The following is a 17,074-nucleotide window of genomic DNA, read 5'->3' as shown; positions in this document are numbered from 1 at the left end:
CGTTCATTCATTCGTTCGCCTGCCCTCCATTCATCCTTCCTGCTGGTTCGTTATTTTTGCCCCAGTCCCGCCTAGAAACCTTTCACTCCCAAGGAAATGGAAAATTCATCCAGTGGCCCGGCCACGAAGCCTGTCCAACCGAAAACGCAAGGAACTCCCAAGCTGGCACCTGCGGCTCTGCTCTGGAGCCTCATGCAAGGTTTCCGCAGCCAGTATGCGCTGGCCATTGCTGCGTTGCTGGTCTTCACGGCTATCAACTACCTCATCCCGCTCGTGGGCAGTGCGACGATCGACTTTGCCCTGACTTCCGGGGTGCTGCCCGGAGTGACGGCGGCCAAGGCGGCGCCGGAGGCGGAGCTCTCGGGCCTGTTGGTCTCCTGGATGGGTGGGCCGGAACTCGTGCGCGCCCATCTGTGGTTGCCGGCGCTCGTCATGGTGGGGCTGACGGTGCTTGCTGGCATCTTCAGCTACCTGAAGGGCAGGTTTGCCGCGCAGGCCTCGGATGGCATTGTCCGGCGGCTGAAGGACCGGCTGTATGACCATCTGCAGCGCTTGCCCACGCGGTACCATGACCACGCCGAGACAGGCGATCTGATCCAGCGCTGCACCTCGGATGTGGAAACCCTGCGCCTGGCACTCTCCACCCAGGTGGTGGACATCAGCAATGCCATCCTGCTGCTGCTCACGGCCCTGCCGGTGATGCTGCTGCTGGATGGCCGCATGACAGCGCTCTCCCTCGTCCTTGTGGTGCCGATCGTGCTCTTCGGCTACATCTATGTAGGGCGGGTGAAACACCTTTTCCGCGAAGTGGATGAGGCAGAAGGCCAGGTGACTCGCGTGGTGCAGGAGAACCTGACCGGCCTGCGCGTGGTGCGGGCTTTTGCGCGACAGAGCTTTGAGATCGACAAGTTTGCAGCACCCAACAAGCTCTATCGGGATCGGAGCCTGCGCCTGTTGCGCCTCATGGCGTGGTACTGGTCCACCTCCGATCTCATTGTGCTCATCCAGCAGGGCATCGTCCTCATTGCCGGGGCGTGGTTCATCTCCCAGGGGACGCTGACCGTGGGCACGTTGTTCGCCTTCATCATGTTCCTGAACATGCTCCTCTGGCCGGTGCGCCAGATGGGACGCACGCTCACGGATCTGGGCAAGGCCACCGTGGCACTGAACCGCATGGGCGAGATCCTCAGCGAGCCGGAGGAAAGCAAGCCGGAGCCCGCCGGAGTGCATCCCGAGCCCTTCCGGGGCGGGATCGAGGCGCGGGATCTGGTGTTCGACCACGATGGCAAGAGCGCGGCGCTGAACGGTATCAGCTTCACGGTGCGGCCGGGTGAAACGCTGGCGATCCTGGGACCCTCGGGTTCCGGGAAATCCACCATCATGCACCTGCTGCTGCGGCTCTATGACTATCGCTCCGGCTCCATCCACCTCGATGGTCAGGAACTCACCACGCTGGATCGCCAGTGGGTGCGTTCGCAGTTCAGCGTGGTGATGCAGGAGCCCTTCCTGTTCTCCAAGACGATCGGCGAGAACATCCGCCTGGGACGCGATGGCGCGGCCAAGGAGGAAATCCAGGAGGCGGCGAGACTGGCGGACATCCACGATACCATCAACACCTTCTCCGCCGACTATGGAACCCTGGTAGGTGAGCGCGGAGTCACGCTCTCTGGTGGTCAGCGTCAGCGTGTGGCCCTGGCTCGCGCTCTCTTGCGGGAAACGCCGGTGCTGCTGCTGGACGATGCGCTGAGCGCGGTGGATGCGGAGACGGAGGCCAATATCCTGCACGCGCTGCTCAGCCGCCACGGCCAGCGCACCACGCTGGTGATCGCCCACAGGCTCTCCACCCTGGCCCATGCTGACCGCGTCATCGTGCTCGACAAGGGCCGCATCATCCAGGAAGGCCGCCCCGAGGACCTTCTGAAACAAGAGGGGCTCTATCGACGCCTCTGGACCATTCAAAACGCGGCCCAGGAAGAGATCCTCGAAGACGAGCGACTCGCCACAGCCGCCCCCGCAGCCACTACTGCCCCGACCTCAACTCCTTTCCCTGCCAGCCGATGAAAAACGAACCTCAGGAAGATGTCTTCAGTGAGAAGCTTGATCTCAAGCTTTGGGGCCGCGTGTTCCGCCATGCGCTGCCCTACAAGCGGCTGTTGACTCCTCTGGCCATCGCTGCGGTGGGCATCGCCATCTGCGATGCCAGCTTCGCCCTGGTGACCCGCTGGACAGTAGATGCCGTGGCCCAGCAGCAGCAACAGCAGGTAAACCTGTGGCCCTATGCGACCGTGTACTTCGTGGTGGCCCTCGCGCTTTCCATCGGGGTATGGATGTTCATCAACGCGGCAGGCGGGCTCTCCAACAACATGAGCCACGACATCCGGCAGGAGTGCTTCAAGAAGCTCCAGGAGCTGGAGTTTGCCTATTTTGACCATCGGCCCACCGGCTGGTTGATTTCCAGGCTGACCTCCGACTGTGACAAGCTGGCCCGCATCATCGCGTGGGGCACGCTGGATGTGCTCTGGGCCGTGTGTCTCGTGTTCATCATCGCTGTGGTGATGGTGATCATGCAGCCGCTGCTGGGCCTGCTGGTGCTCTCGGTCGTGCCGCCGCTGGTGTGGGTGAGTGCGGTGTTTCAGAAGAAGCTGCTCCTCAGTTCACGTGAGACGAGGAAGTACAACTCCATGATCACCGCCTCTTACGCCGAGGAACTGCAGGGCCTGCGCACCACGAAGTCGCTCGTACGGGAAAGCGAGAACCAGCGGGAGTTCGAGGTGCTGTCCACCCAGATGTATGGCGTCTCCATCCAGAACGCCCTGCAGTCCGCGGTGTACATTCCCATCGTGCTCACCCTGGGTAGCGTGGCCGCGGGCATTGCCCTGTGGCGTGGCGGTGCGGATGTGTTGAGCGGCTCCCTGAGTCTGGGGACGCTGGTGGCGTTCATCTTCTATGCCGGTCAGTTCTTCAACCCCATCAACCAGATCGCGCAGACGCTGGTGCAGATGCAGGGTGCGCAGGCTGCGGGTGAGCGCGTGCTGAGCCTGCTGGCCACCATGCCGGAGATCCGCGATCACGAGGAGGTGCAGGTGCGACTGCGCGAGTGGGATCGTCCTGACCGGCCTGTAGATGTGGCGCCGGACGGATACGAACGGGAGATCCGCAGCGTGACCTTTGATCACGTGGACTTCTCCTACCAGACGGGAGAGCCGGTGTTGCAGGACTTTAACCTCACGGTGGAGGCTGGCCAGACCATTGCTCTGGTAGGGGCGAGTGGCGGAGGGAAGAGCACCATCGTGAACCTCGCCGCGCGATTCTACGAGCCCACGGGCGGGCGTATCCTGGTGAATGGACGGGATCTCCGCGACCGCAGCCTGGAGTGGTACCATTCCAATCTCGGTATCGTGCTCCAGGGGCCTCACCTCTTCAGTGGCACCGTGCGGGAGAACATCCGCTATGGCAGGCTGGATGCGACCGATGCCGAGGTGGAGGCAGCTGCCCGAAGCGTGAATGCGGACAGCTTCATCCGTGCCCTGGAGAAGGGCTATGACACCGACGTGGGTGAGGGAGGAAACCGACTCTCTACCGGGCAGAAGCAGCTCGTATCCTTCGCCAGGGCGCTGCTGGCGGATCCGCGTATTTTCATCATGGACGAGGCCACCTCCTCCATCGACACGGAGACGGAGCAGCTCATCCAGCAGGGGCTCAAGGCCATCTTCGAGGGCCGTATCAGCTTCGTCATCGCCCACCGTCTCTCCACGATTCGCGGAGCGGATCGCATTCTAGTTATCGAGAAAGGCCGCATTGTGGAAAGCGGCACGCATGGCGAACTGATGACCGCCCACGGGCACTACCATGCCCTGTACACGCAGCAGTTCAGGAATGAACAGGTGGAGCACATGCTGGATGTAGGGGTTGTTGGCGCTTAGGGCAGATGCATCGACAAATCATTATTTATCCAATTGCGCGACAAAGTATAAAAATTGACTTTTTGCACGATTTTATGTTTGTGATGATTTTTAGATACATCTTCTCCAAGCTCTTTGGTGGAGAGGAAAAGCAGGCTCCTTATGCTTATGAATCCATGCCATTCGCCTTTTGCTCCAATGCATTCCATTTGGCGGATTCTTTTCCGGAGCCGTCTGTCCTCGGTGTTCAGCGTTGGGTTCCTCTTGCTGTTATTGACCTCCACCCAGGCTTCCGCTCAACAACTCATATTCGGGGTCTACTGGAAGGATAACGTCACCGCTCTCTGGTCGGATCCCACCAGGTGGTCAAATGGGGTTGTGCCTGACACAAACACGGACACGCGCGTAAGCCAAGGTACGGCCGTTATTACTGGTGCTGCTTTCACGAGTAACTTTATCTTAGGAGATGGTCTGTCAGGAGGTGGCGGCACGGTGAACGTGGTGGGGCCCTCTGCGGTATGGGCGAACACCAAAGCCAGCGGCTTTCCGAGTGGGTTTGATATAGGTTCCTCGACGGGAGGGACGGCCACTCTGAACATCCTCCTTGGCGGCACGGTTACGAATGCGTCGCATGCTTTAATCGCCAGATCTACAGGATCAACCGCAACAGTGACGGTGGATGGGCCCGGTTCTACCTGGACGAACGACAGCTTGCTTGTGGTGGGAGACGCCACCGGGGGCAGCACGGGCACGCTGAACATCCAGAACGGCGGCACGGTGAACATGGCAGAGCAAGTGACACTTGGCAGGTGGGCGGGGGGCACAGGAATCCTGAACATTGGCGCGGGCGGTGCGGCGGGGGTGCTCAATGTCTATAACGTCCATGGAGGCGAGGGCACGGCGGTGCTGAACTTCAACCACAACAATGCCGACTACTACTTCAGTGCGAATGGTGCCTCGACAGGCGCGGCGGTATTGATTTCGGGAAGCACGAAAGTGTATCAGCTTGGCAGTGGCAAAACCATACTAACGGGGGCCAACACTTATACGGGCGGCACGACGATTCAGAACGGCATCCTGCAAATTGGCGCCGGTGGAGCGATGGGCAGCATCGTTGGTGATGTGTTCAACGATGCCTCGCTGGTCTTCGATGTGAGCACGGATATTGGCTTGGATGGTGATATCACCGGCAGCGGTACACTCACCAAGCAGGGCGTCGGCACGCTCACCCTCACCGGGGATAGTACCTTGGGCGGTGTCACCACCATCAATGCGGGTGCCCTTCAGATCGGCGACGGCGGTGCCACGGGTTCCATCTCGGGCAATATAACCAATGATGGCGCGCTGGTTTTCAACAACAGCGATGTTCTGACCTATGGAGGCATCATCAGCGGTACGGGCACGTTCACCCAGGACGGGGGCACTACGGGCACAGGCATGCTGACGCTCACGGGCGTGAACACCTATAACGGAACCACGACGATCAATGGTGGCGTCCTGAGCGTGAATGGTTCGATCAACTCTGCGACCACGGTCCACAGCGGGGGCACGCTGAGCGGTTCCGGTTCCATCATCGGGGCAGTTACGGTGGCGGATGGTGGGATCCTTGCTGCGGGTAACAGTCCCGGCACGCTGACCATGGGAGAACTGGCCTTGAACAACGGATCACAGCTGGACTTCGAACTGGGTGTTTCCGGTGTGAACAGCGATCTCATCGATGTGGTAGCCGATCTGAATGGTTCGGGTTCCACGGGAAACCTGGTGTTGGATGGGGTTCTTAACGTCACCGATGCCGGTGGATTTGTCGCTGGCGTTCCATACCGGCTCATGAACTACGATGGAGCGCTGGTGGATCAAGGTCTCACTCTTGGCAATCTCCTGGCGGGTTATAACATCACGGTGGATACGTCTGCGGCACATCAGGTTAATTTGTTTGCCGACTACACGGGTCTTCAGTTCTGGGATGGCGTGGGGCCACCTCTGGACGGCGTGGTTCATGGGGGGAGCGGCACATGGAATGCGACGGACTACAACTGGACGAATGGCGATGGCCTTGGTCAGGCGCTGTGGGCTGAGCTGACCGCGGTATTCAGCGGGAGTTCCGGCACGGTCGAGGTGGACGGCACCCATACCATTCGTGGGCTGCATTTCAGCACGGGTGGCTATTTCCTGACCGAAAGCAATGGTGGTGGATCCTTGTCACTGGCGGCCGGTGGAGCGGAGTTCCGAATCGATGAAGGACTTGTAGCCACGCTTGCGGTTCCACTCATCGGTGATGGTGCATTGACCAAGACGGGCGACGGGGAAATCGTGCTTACCGGAGTGAATACTTATGCCGGCGGCACCACGGTGCGTTTTGGTACTCTTACCATTGATGGAGGCTCGATCAGTCATCCGGACTCCGGGGTCTACGTTGGGAGCGTATCGGGAGACAACGGGGTGTTGAACATCCGGAATGGCGGCAGTGTTTTGTCTTTGAATGGCATCATTGGTTTCCAGACTGGTTCTGTGGGGACTGTCACCGTGACGGGAGTTGGTTCCACATGGTCGGATGGCGGTGATCTTACTGTGGGCGCCTGGGGCACCGGGACACTGAACGTTGAGAACGGTGGCAAGGTGAATGTGAATGCAGGTGCGGGGGTTCTTTATCTGGGGTCTTCCGCAGGCTCCAGCGGTGTGTTGAACATCGGCAAGGGTGCCAGTGCAGGCGTGCTCAACGCCGCAGAAGTCCAGGGGGTTGTCCTTGACGCAGCTGTGTTGAACTTCAATCACACCGAGGCGGACTACTATTTCACCAAGGATGGCACCTCGACTGGGGCACCGGTACTCATTACGGGCAGCACCCAGGTTCACTATATCGGCAGTGGTCAGACGACACTCGCGGGAGTGAACACCTACACTGGAGCCACGTATGTCAATGCAGGCACCCTCAACGTCATCGGTTCCATTGCCAACACCGGATTGCATCTAGCCGGGGGGAAATTCAGTCCAGGGAATGTGGGCACGGTACAGGCAGTGACGGTGGCAAGCCTGTCCCTTACGGGCGGAGGTGTGCTCATGGATCTCGCTGACGGTGGTGTTTCCGATCATATCACCGTCACGGATGGTCTGGCCTCGCTCACGGCGCCGACCCTGTTCACTTTCAATAATCTTGGTACCCAACAATTCCAGATCCACCCGCTTATCGATGGTCTGGACGCGAGCCATCCATGGGATCTGAATCTATTGAGCGCTATCGGTGCCGAGGGTCGGTTTCTATTGAATCAGGATCAAACGCAACTGTACTATGCATACTTCGAGGGCGGAGTGATCAGCGGGCCGTTGATCGAAAACGACTTCCCCACCGCTACCCCGCTCAACGCCGACTTCCTTCTGAATGGCCGGGTCCGGACCGCGTCGCTCTTCCGCAGCAATACCGTCAAATCTCTCATCTTCAATTCCGGCAGTTCCTTGAAGGTGTTCAACACCCTGACGGTGACCGATGGCAACTTCACGGTGAACGGTGGTCGCGCTTCTATCAACGGCGGCCAGATCCTCGTGCCAGGCGACTTCCACAAGAACGGCGGCGGCACGCTTGTAACCAACACCGTGCTTCAGATCGGCGGCAGCGCGAACATCCATCAGGGCGCTCTGTTCGTGAACGGCACTTTCGAGGCCGGCCGCGTCAATGTCTTCCGCGGCGGCCTTCTCGGCGGCAGCGGCGTCATCCTCGGTGATGTGTTTAATTCCGGCACGGTGGCGCCCGGAAACTCTCCCGGCACGCTGACGATCATCGGCAACTACACCCAGAGGAAGTCCAGCACCCTGCAGATTGAGATTGCGAGCGAGAAGGTCTTCGACCGGCTGGTGGTCAGTGGCACGGCGAGGGTCGACGGCACGCTGGACATTCGCAACTACCGCGGGAGCACCCTGAGCTACGGCCAGCAGGTGCCCTTCCTGCAGGCGGGGAGGATCGTGGGCACCTTTGATGAGATCCTCATGCCGGAAGATGACCTCTTCCGCGGACGGTTTATCAATGCCGGACACATCGGCATCCTGCTGGTGGCTCCGACGAGCTACACGCTGGTGGCGGAGACTCCCAATCAAACCCGTGTGGCACACGCGCTGGATCGCTGGATCGGCATTGAGGACGGGGACATCGGGGCGCTGACGCTCGCATTGGACTTGCTCACGGCGGAGCAGTACCCGGCGGCTTTTGAAGCGATCATGCCGGGGTATTACGAAGCGGCACTGAGCACCGGGATTGAGTTGAGCCAGAGCCAGGGGCAGATGCTGTTCCAGCAGCTCAGTTCAAGAAGACTGGGCATGAAACCGCCGGCATCGGCGCCTGCCGCACCTGCTGCCCCCGTCAGCGCCAAGGGCACGAAGAACGTGGCGCCAGTGCAGCCCCAGGTGGCGATTACCCAAGCACCGCAGTGGAATGCGTGGATGCAGGGAAGCGGGCTGTTTTCCGAAGGTGGGCTGAGTCTGAACCCGGGAGAGGATTTCGAGAGCGGGACCTTCATGGTGGGAGCGGACTTTGCGGTGGGCGAACATGTGTCGCTGGGGCTCTTTGCAAGCTACCAGGAAGGATGGGGCGACTATGACCATGGAGGGGACACGGATCTGGAGAGTGTGCGCTTTGGCGGGTATGCGACCTTTGACTACGAGGGGTTCTATGCGAGCGGAGCGGTGGGTGGTGGCACGACCGATTACAGTGTAAAGCGGGCGATCGAGTGGGCGACGCTCGATCGCACGGCGCGAAGTGATCCGGATGGGACGGAGTTTTTCACGTTGCTGGGGACAGGGTATGACTTTCACGCGGGGAACTTCACGTTCGGGCCGTCGTTGAGCGCGCAGTACACGAAGCTGCAAGTCGACGAGTTCACGGAAAGCGGAGCGGACACATTGGATCTGCGGGTGAGGGATGCGGAGGAGGAAAGTCTGCGCACGTATCTGGGGGGAAGGATTGCGTATACGCTGAAGGTAAGTGAGCGACTGACAGTGATCCCGGAGTTGCGGGCGTTCTGGGAGCATGAGTTCCTTCAGGGAGGGGAGCGCATGAACGCGGCGCTCAACGGCGGCAGCGGACCTGATTTCAGCTATGTGACGGAGGAGCCGGGGAAGGATGCGATGTATGTCGGAGTAGGCCTGAACTTTTTAATGGGAGAGATCCTGACGACCAGTGTGTATTACCACGCGAACTTCGGGCGCAACGATGATGCGCAGCACACGGTGTCCGTCAGTGTGAACTGGATGTTTTAGGCCGGCATGGAGCGTATAGCTTCTGAACACTGCACTTGCTGAGCATCCCTCCGCCGCTTCCGGAGGCCCTCCTGTGCGAAATGCTGGGACGTTTTTTTACTATGCCATCGCTTTTGGGATCGAGTATCCTCCGCGTGATCGCCATGAAGACACGCACTCTCCTTTCCGCCGTCCTTCTGCTTTTTTCCGTGGCTGCCGGAGCGGCTGCGACTCCGGAACCCACGAAGCTCGAGGCCTCCCTCCTCGCAGCGGCACGCGCGGGTGATGCCGCGGAGGTCTCCCGGCTCATCACGAAGTCATTGGAAAAGCGCTCGTTCGATGACACCAGTGCCAAGGGACTACTCGACGGACTGGTGCGCGACGGCGAACTGCCGGCCTTCACGGTGCTGCTGGGTGAACTGCGCAAGACACTCGTGGGCAAGGACTGGCAGCCGGACGACGCGTTGCTCACGGAGGCGGTTCGAGGCGGACGCAAGGAGATGATCGATGCCATGCTCGCAAGCTGGCTCGATCCCGCCCGCCTGGAAGGCCGGCGCGATGCCGGTGACGCGGAGATGGCGGAGTGGGTCATGCGGCGGGCCACCGAGACGCGGCGGCAACGGGCCAATCAGGACGAACTCGTTGCGGCCGCAGGCAAGGGCGATGTGGCGACCATGCGGCGGCTGCTCGATGCGGGTGTGAACGTGAACTGCGTGGCCACAAGCCGGCACACGCCGCTGACCCAAGCTGCGGTCAAGAGCCAGATCGAAGCGGTGCGGCTGCTGCTTGATCGTGGGGCGGCCGTGGATCAGCCGAAGCATCCCGGCTGGGACTACACACCGCTCTGCCTCACCAAGTCCGTAGCCATCGCAGAACTGCTGAAGGCGAGTGGAGCGAACGTGCATGCCAGGCTCTTCGGGCGTGATGTGAGCATTCTCACCTATATCGCCCGCTACGGTGGGGCGGACATGGTCGAGTGGATGCTGAAGCAAGGGCTCGATCCGAAGATGATCGGCGACCACAAACAGAACCTCCTCTTTGACGCGGGAGACGCGCGCACGGTCGAACTGCTGCTCGCCGCCGGCGTGGATCCCAACTGTGTGGACGAGTTTGGCCGGGCACCGCTCTCTGGCGCGCCGAACGCGGAGATCGCCCGCAAGCTGATCGCTGCAGGCGCGAAGGTAGAGGGTGGAGACGCGCTCTTCAACGACATGGTCTACCAGCATGCTTCCGTTGGTGTGATGGAGGCGGTGATCGAAGCGCGCGGCAAGATGGATCCCGCCGCGGCCCAGAGAGCGCTGATCGCAGCGGCGCACATTGATCAGGCCGAGGCGGCGGAAGTACTGCTGAAGCATGGCGCGAAAGCCAACGAGAAGGGGCAATGGGGCGCGTCGCCCGACTTCCAGATCTTTCCGCTGCAGGTCTGCACGATCCACGGCTCGCCCAAGGTGGCGAAAGTCCTGCTCAAGCACGGGGCTGACCCCAACGCATGCGAGTGGTCGGGAGGTCTGCTCCAGAACGCCATCATGAACCGCCACGCAGACGTGGCGAAGATTCTGCGGGAAGCAGGCGCGAAGGGCGTCTCCGACCTCGCGTTCCACCTCGCGATGAAAGACGGTGCGAAGGTGCGCGAGCTTTTGCAGGCGGCACCCTCCTTTGCCGAGAAGCCGGAGTTCTGGAAGGCCGCATTGCCGGCAGCGGCCCGCCTGGGTGAGCTGGATGCCTTACGCGTGGCCCTCAGGAAAGGCGTGCCACTCGCGCCGAGCCCCGAGGAGAATGCCTTCGATGCGGCCGCCTCCGAGGGGCAGCACGAGGCGCTCGCCGAACTCCTCGCTCATCGTGGCAAACGGGATGACACAAGCGACCTGAAGCAACCGCTGTGGAGTGCGGTGTTGAATTCGCATCCCTACGACGACCAGCGACCCGCGCCGGACTTCGAGAGATGCGTGAAGCTGTTGCTGGAGGCAGGAGCATTCGCCGCCTCGGACCATCTGCCAGGAACAGAGCCTTCAGAGGGGGAAGACGGGATGCAGCTGGCTTTAGTGACCACCGCCGTCTTCACGCGGAATCCGGGCGGCAACGCGAATGTCATCGAGATGCTCGTGGCTGCAGGCGCCAATCCGAATCCACCTGCGGGCAATGCTGCGGGCGAAGCCAAGCACCTCAGTGACCTGATGCAGGACGCCTGCACGCAGCAAGGATGCTCCACCCCCTTTGAACGGACGATCGCTGCGGTGGAGAAGGCGGCGAAGGTGGTAATCAAGCGGTGATCCCTTCAGGTCAGACCGATTGAGAGGGGCGGGCGGAAGGTGCTGGGGTGGCGTGGAGCGAGTTGCTTCTGAACACTGCTCTTGCTGAGCATCCCTCCGCCGCTTCCCCGATCGGTTTCAACTCCACAACGCGCGGTCGAGCGTGCGGTAGTTGATGGCTTCCAGCAGGTGGTCTCCTTCGACTTTTTCTGAACCATGCAGGTCCGCGAGCGTCCGTGCCACTTTCAGGATGCGGTCATGGGCGCGGGCGCTGAAGTTGCTCCCGTTCATGGCGTGCTCCAGGTAACCGGAAGCCTCGGCATTGAGTTCGCAGTGCTTGCGGATCAGGCGCGGGGTCATGCTCGCATTGGTATGCATGCCGCGCTCCGGTTTGAAACGTTCCCGCTGGATGGCGCGGGCCTTTTCCACGCGGGCACGGATGTCTTCTGAAGTCTCGGCATGCTCCTGGGAGGAGAGCGTTTTGAAGTCCACCGCCGGGACGTCCACGTGCAAGTCGATACGGTCCAAAAGCGGGCCGCTGATGCGCTGGCGGTATTTTTGGATGAGCGCAGGACCACAACGGCACTCGCGTTTCAGGTCACCGTAGTAGCCGCAGGGGCAGGGATTCATGGCGGCGACCAGCATGAATTGTGCGGGGAAGGTGACCGTGCCGACGGCGCGGCTGATGGTGACTTTCCCATCCTCCAGCGGCTGGCGCATCACCTCCAGCGTGGAGCGGCGGAACTCGGGCAGCTCATCCAGAAATAATACACCATGATGGCTGAGGCTCACTTCACCGGGGCCGGGATTGGTGCCGCCGCCGAGCAGGCCCGCATCGCTGATGGTATGGTGCGGGGGACGGAAGGGGCGGGTGGCGATGAAGGCGCAATTGTCGCTCAGCAGGCCGCTGGCGCTGTGAATCTTCGTGGTGTCGATCGCCTCCTCCTCACTCATGCCGGGCATGATGGTGGGAATGCGCTTGGCCAGCATGGACTTGCCGGTGCCGGGCGGGCCGACCATCAGGAGATTGTGCCCGCCTGCCACCGCGACTTCGATGGCGCGCTTCGCATCCTGCTGGCCCTTCACCTCGTTGAAGTCGATGCCGTAGATGGCATGCGCTTGGAAGTACTCGGCGGCACGGCAGGGCTCAGGTTCGATGGCTTTTTCACCTTTCAGATATTGCACTGCCTCGCGCAGATCATTCACGCCAATGATCTCAATTCCCTGGACCACGCTGGCCTCGACGGCCACGCGCTTGGGCAGAATCAACTGCTTGCGTCCCTTGTCGCGAGCCGATTGCGCAATGGCAAGCACACCACGCACCGGACGCAGCTCGCCATTGAGGGCCAGCTCACCCACAATGCAACATTCCAGCAGGCGCTCTGCCGCGATGCCTTCGCGCCCGGCAATCGCCGTCAGTGCGAGAGGCAGGTCGAATGCGGGGCCCTGCTTCGGCAGATCCGCCGGCGCCAGGTTGAAGGTGACATACCCGCTGAAGGGCATGTAGAATCCGCTGCTGGTCACCGCGGCAATGACCCGGTCCCGCGCCTCCTTCACCGCAGTATCTGGCAGTCCCACCACGGTGATGCGGAAGTTGTTCCCCTCGGCGTGATGACACTCGATCTCTACCTCCACGGCATTCACGCCGAGCAGGGTTGCTGAAAAGGTTCTCGCAATCATGGGACGGTGCCACGATTAGCACGTTGCATTGGCGTCTGCATCAACCGTTCGCGATTCGCGGAACCAACGAACCTGGCGCAAGCCTGCCAAAGTCTGTGGTGGGACCTTCGTCCCATGGCGCGGGAGGCACGGTATGGGGGACACTGGCGCCTTATCTTATCAAACCGGACTACCACACTTCCACAAGCCCCTGGGGACGCCTCGTTGCGGCGGACTCGTGGTGCGGTGTCGCCAGATGCCGTTCAGGCATGCCATCATCATGAAGAGGATTGGTCTCGCGTTGTCTGGAGGTGGGTTCCGCGCCAGCCTTTATCATCTGGGACTGGTTCGGTTCCTTCGAGACGCGGGGTTGTTGTCGCGGGTCACCCACATTGCCTCGGTGTCGGGTGGGAGCATCTTCTCCGCCCATCTGGTGCTGAACTGGAAGCGCTACTGCGGCACGGATGAGGAGTTCGAGGAGGTGGCAGCCGAGTTCCTTTCGTTTGTCCGGCTGAACGTGCGGAGCCGCATCCTGCGCAGGTTCCCTCTCACGTTTCCACTGCGCTGGGGCCGCATGCTGCTGGGCAAGTCCAACCGGAAGCTCACCCGCACCGGCTTGCTGGAGCATCACTATGAAAAATTTCTCTACGGAGATGTAAGCCTCTTCGAACTTCCGCAGAGTCCGAAGCTGCATCTCCTCACCACGAATCTGAGCGAGGGCTGTCTCTGCTCCTTCAGTCGCGATGGCCTTTCGATGGTCCGCCGGCAAGGTGGTCACACCTTCCGCGTGGACAAGATCCACACCGGGCTCGCGACGGTGCCCATGGCGGTGACCGCGTCCTCAGCTTTTCCCGGATTCTTCCCACCGCTGGAGCTGACCGGATCCGAAGTGGGCGTGAGCGGTGGCGAGTTTGGCAAGCAGGCCTACACCGATGGCGGTGTGTACGACAATCTCGGCGTGCGCGTCTTTCGCTTCATCGAGAGACAGATGCTCGCGGATGAGGAATTGGTGCGGGAGGACTTTGTGGATTTGAGGGGCGCCCTGGAAGCACTGCGTGAGGCAAGTGTATCTGATGCAGACACGCCTTTGCAGCGATTGGCCCTGCTGCTGGAGGAAGCCGGGAAGTCTGGAGAGGATTCCCCCTTGAATCGTTTCGCGAGTGCCCTGGAGGAAGTGCTGGAGAAGCCGGAGCTGTTCGATTCTTCTGGGAGCATCATCGATACCATCCTCACACGGCTGGGCACGGTGATGTGTCACTACCAGTTCCAGCATGAGGCGCTGTTTGCGGGGTTGAAGCCGGATGATGCTGCGGCAGCCGAGCTGCTGCTGTCGAGCCGAACGGGTGGACAGAGCCTGGATGCGGGAGATCAGGTCTGGCTGAACCGGCACCTGCTGGAAACGGCGTTCCGCTGCGCGACGGGAAAGCCCTGTTTCCAGCGTCTGCAGAGTGGCTTTGACTGCGTGATGGTGAGTGATGTGGGCCGGCAAATCAAGGTGGTGAAAGGCAATAGCGGTGGTCTCATCCGCACCGCACTGCGTGCGAGTGACATTCTCATGGACCGCGTGTGGCAGTTGGAGAACGAGACCTTCCGTGGAGCGGGTGGTTTTGTTTTCGCCCGTATCACGGAGGTCGTCGAGCCGGAGGAGGATCCCACCGCGCCCCACCCGGAGATTCAGCGCCAGGCAGCGAACATCCGCACGGATCTGGACCATTTCACCCCTCTGGAGATCAGCAGTCTGGTGCGTCATGGATACTGCGTGGCGAGGAAGATCTGCCGTTCGCGGCCTGACGTCTTCGGCGAAAGCCTCCCGGACACTCCACCTTGGGAGCCCATTCCGGAACGCAGGCCTGTGACGGACGAGGCGAGGGAAAACGCGAATCCGGTCACCCCTGATCGGGCGCCGACAGAGGCCACGAATGAGTCGAGGGAATTGCAGGGGTCTGCAAATCGCCGGGTCTGGAGCTCCTTTTTTGATCGGCGTGATTGGGTCACCTTTGTCTACGTGCCCATCCTGGTGCCGATAGTCCTGCTGCTGCCTTATCTGTCGCTGCAGTATTACAAGCGGATGGTGCGGCTCAACACCCTCACCTTGTCCTTTGCCCAGGGCAGCCCTGACCTTGCACGATTGGGAAACCTTCTCGACGAAGGAGCGCAAAAGCCGTGGACCGGGGTGAAGGTGGAGGAGACACAGGACATTACCGTCCCCGATCTCCACGGGTACAAAATTCTCAGTGACTCTCGCATCACCGACCTCCGGAGCTGGCAGCCTGGCGAGGTAGGGAAGGCCGACTCCAGAATCTACACCTACCGGCGGTTGCTGGTGATGAAGCTGCCTGAGAACACGGATCAACACTTCTTCCGGGAGAGGTTGATTCTAACGGGGGCAGAGGGACAAGTGAGATTCCCGCCCCAAGCACTGGAGGCCAAGGTGCAGAGGGCGCCACTCGACGAGCAGGGCCACTACCGATGGGATGCGGTGTTTGATTTCAGCAAGGTTCCGAGTGGAAAGCCGATGGAGTTGATGGTCGAGGTGCAGTCTCCGGGACTGTTTTTGTACGGCTCCAACGCTGCCACGGGCATGACCTTTGCCATCGAGGCCCAGACCTCTGAGCTGCTGCAGTGGGTGCTCATGCCAAAAGGACGTGAGTACAACAAGTACCGGTACATCTACTACCAGCGTGACCATCCTGAGACCGCGAAAGAGGGCGTCTTCACCACGGAGTACCTGGCGAAAGACTCCACCCTTCTTGCATTCAAGATCCTCGCACTGGAGCCGGGATACGATCACGAAATCTCCTGGGAGTACCGGTAGCCGCGGCGACTGCGACTGCGGTGGCGGTGGCGTACGGGTGCGAGCTATCGCACACGCTTCCCTCACCTCCCGAACAGCCTGTCAAAGAATCCGCGGCGCTTCGGCGGTTCGGGTGGCGGCGGGAGCTGCGGGGTTCTCTTCTCCACGTACACCGGTCGTGGAGTCGCTTTCTCGCCTTCAATGATCACGGTCATGCCCTTGGTGATCATCTTGGTGAGGCGCACCACATCCCAGTTCGCCGTGCGCATGCAGCCGTGGCTGGCACTGCGACCAATGGTCTGCGGTTGATTGGTGCCATGCACGCCGATGCCAGGCTTGCTCAGGCCAATCCACATGACACCCACGGGATTGTTCGGGCCGATGGGAAGGTTGTAGTAGTTGCTGCTGCGCACGCCGTAGTCGAGCACGCTCTTGTCCCAGCGGAAGGTGGGCATCTGGGTGATGCCGACGATGCGCCACGTGCCGGGCGGGGTGGCGAGATAACCGCTGCCGGGGGTGATGGGCAGGCTGGCGAGAATCTTGTCTCCCTCATACAGATCGAGAATCTTCTCCCGTGTGTCGATTTTGATCACGCGCGAGAGGAAGTCGGGATTCTCGGGCAGGCTCGCAATGGGAGTCAGCTCTTCGAGCAGGAAAGGCTCTACATTGGGCACGCGCACCGTGTCGCCCGGTTTGAGCTGGCTCATCTTCATCGGGAGATTGATGAACTCCAGCAGCTCAGGGGCGCAGTGGAAGCGCTCGGTGAGAAACTCGAGCAGCGAGTCGTAGGGCAGGTATTTCTTCTTGCTCTGTGCAGAGGGCTGGCTGGGAAGATCGCCCACGAACTTCAGATCCTCCTCCTTGATGGTGTAGGTGGTGTAGAGCTGGGAGACTCCGGAAAGGTCCAGCGTGTGCGACTCCAAAGGCGTCTCCGCGAGCCCCTGCGCGCGCTGGTAGCGGTTCAGCGCCTTGGTGGTGAATTCTCCCGGGCGGCCATCCAGTTTTCCGGGGCCAAAGAGTTTGCCATCCAGGAAAATCTGGAGGCGCAGGATGGCATCCACAGGTTCCGGCGCCTTGGGCAGGGGATTGGGAAGTGATGCAAAAGCTGTGGTCGCTGCGAAGAGCAGAGCTGCTGGGAGAACGAAGTGGAGGCCTTTCATCGGAGACTCTTGTGCGGAGCTGTAGCTTTGTGACACCGGTCTTCGCCTGATGCAAACACTGTGCCCAGAGGGATACGATTGCCATGC

8 protein-coding genes are annotated in these 17,074 nt (G+C 60.9%); 6 read left to right on the top strand and 2 right to left on the bottom strand.

Annotation, left to right across the window (positions count from 1 at the left end):
- Nucleotides 1-96 precede the first annotated feature (96 nt).
- The 5 genes from G5S37_RS00295 to G5S37_RS00275 all read left to right on the top strand — a co-directional run bounded on the left by G5S37_RS00295 (nt 97) and on the right by G5S37_RS00275 (nt 11,395).
- Nucleotides 97-2,061 carry an ABC transporter ATP-binding protein gene (locus G5S37_RS00295; protein WP_240914766.1) on the top strand — a complete coding sequence of 655 codons (1,965 nt, stop codon included), beginning with the start codon at nt 97-99 and terminating at the stop codon, nt 2,059-2,061.
- Nucleotides 2,058-3,923: an ABC transporter ATP-binding protein gene (locus G5S37_RS00290; protein WP_165199594.1), complete on the top strand. Its 1,866-nt coding sequence runs from the start codon at nt 2,058-2,060 to the stop codon at nt 3,921-3,923. Before G5S37_RS00295 ends, G5S37_RS00290 begins: the two co-directional genes overlap by 4 nt.
- A gap of 5 nt (nt 3,924-3,928) precedes the next feature.
- On the top strand, nt 3,929-4,234 hold the full coding sequence (locus G5S37_RS00285) for a hypothetical protein (protein WP_165199592.1): 306 nt from the start codon (nt 3,929-3,931) through the stop codon (nt 4,232-4,234).
- A 166-nt stretch (nt 4,235-4,400) separates the two neighbouring features.
- Nucleotides 4,401-9,146 (top strand): autotransporter domain-containing protein, encoded by a 4,746-nt coding sequence (locus G5S37_RS00280; protein ID WP_206026254.1) that lies wholly within the window; start codon nt 4,401-4,403, stop codon nt 9,144-9,146.
- 143 nt (nt 9,147-9,289) lie between these two features.
- The gene (locus tag G5S37_RS00275; protein WP_165199588.1) at nt 9,290-11,395 is read left to right on the top strand and encodes an ankyrin repeat domain-containing protein; all 2,106 of its coding nucleotides are present in this window, start codon (nt 9,290-9,292) and stop codon (nt 11,393-11,395) included.
- A 117-nt stretch (nt 11,396-11,512) separates the two neighbouring features.
- On the opposite strand, the gene G5S37_RS00270 is transcribed toward G5S37_RS00275, so the two are convergent.
- Complete coding sequence (locus tag G5S37_RS00270; protein ID WP_165199586.1) at nt 11,513-13,054, bottom strand: YifB family Mg chelatase-like AAA ATPase; 1,542 nt, start codon at nt 13,052-13,054, stop codon at nt 11,513-11,515.
- Between the two features lie 235 nt (nt 13,055-13,289).
- On the opposite strand from G5S37_RS00270, the gene G5S37_RS00265 reads away from it, so the two are divergent.
- A complete protein-coding gene (locus tag G5S37_RS00265) occupies nt 13,290-15,848 on the top strand; it encodes a patatin-like phospholipase family protein (protein WP_165199584.1) in 2,559 nt (852 codons plus the stop codon).
- Between the two features lie 62 nt (nt 15,849-15,910).
- On the opposite strand, the gene G5S37_RS00260 is transcribed toward G5S37_RS00265, so the two are convergent.
- Nucleotides 15,911-16,987 (bottom strand): L,D-transpeptidase family protein, encoded by a 1,077-nt coding sequence (locus G5S37_RS00260; RefSeq protein WP_165199582.1) that lies wholly within the window; start codon nt 16,985-16,987, stop codon nt 15,911-15,913.
- Nucleotides 16,988-17,074 lie beyond the last annotated feature (87 nt).

The sequence above is a fragment of the Roseimicrobium sp. ORNL1 genome (genome assembly GCF_011044495.1).
GTDB lineage: Bacteria > Verrucomicrobiota > Verrucomicrobiia > Verrucomicrobiales > Verrucomicrobiaceae > Roseimicrobium.
Note: the sequence above shows the minus strand (reverse complement) of the source record. Positions and strands in the feature narration are given on the sequence as shown.

Bases quoted from the DNA above. Each gene is read 5' to 3' on its own strand.
- G5S37_RS00295 (WP_240914766.1), top strand. From the start codon at position 97: ATGGAAAATTCATCCAGTGGCCCGGCCACGAAGCCTGTCCAACCGAAA.
- G5S37_RS00290 (WP_165199594.1), top strand. From the start codon at position 2,058: ATGAAAAACGAACCTCAGGAAGATGTCTTCAGTGAGAAGCTTGATCTC.
- G5S37_RS00285 (WP_165199592.1), top strand. From the start codon at position 3,929: ATGCATCGACAAATCATTATTTATCCAATTGCGCGACAAAGTATAAAA.
- G5S37_RS00275 (WP_165199588.1), top strand. From the start codon at position 9,290: ATGAAGACACGCACTCTCCTTTCCGCCGTCCTTCTGCTTTTTTCCGTG.
- G5S37_RS00270 (WP_165199586.1), bottom strand. From the start codon at position 13,054: ATGATTGCGAGAACCTTTTCAGCAACCCTGCTCGGCGTGAATGCCGTG.
- G5S37_RS00265 (WP_165199584.1), top strand. From the start codon at position 13,290: ATGCCGTTCAGGCATGCCATCATCATGAAGAGGATTGGTCTCGCGTTG.
- G5S37_RS00260 (WP_165199582.1), bottom strand. From the start codon at position 16,987: ATGAAAGGCCTCCACTTCGTTCTCCCAGCAGCTCTGCTCTTCGCAGCG.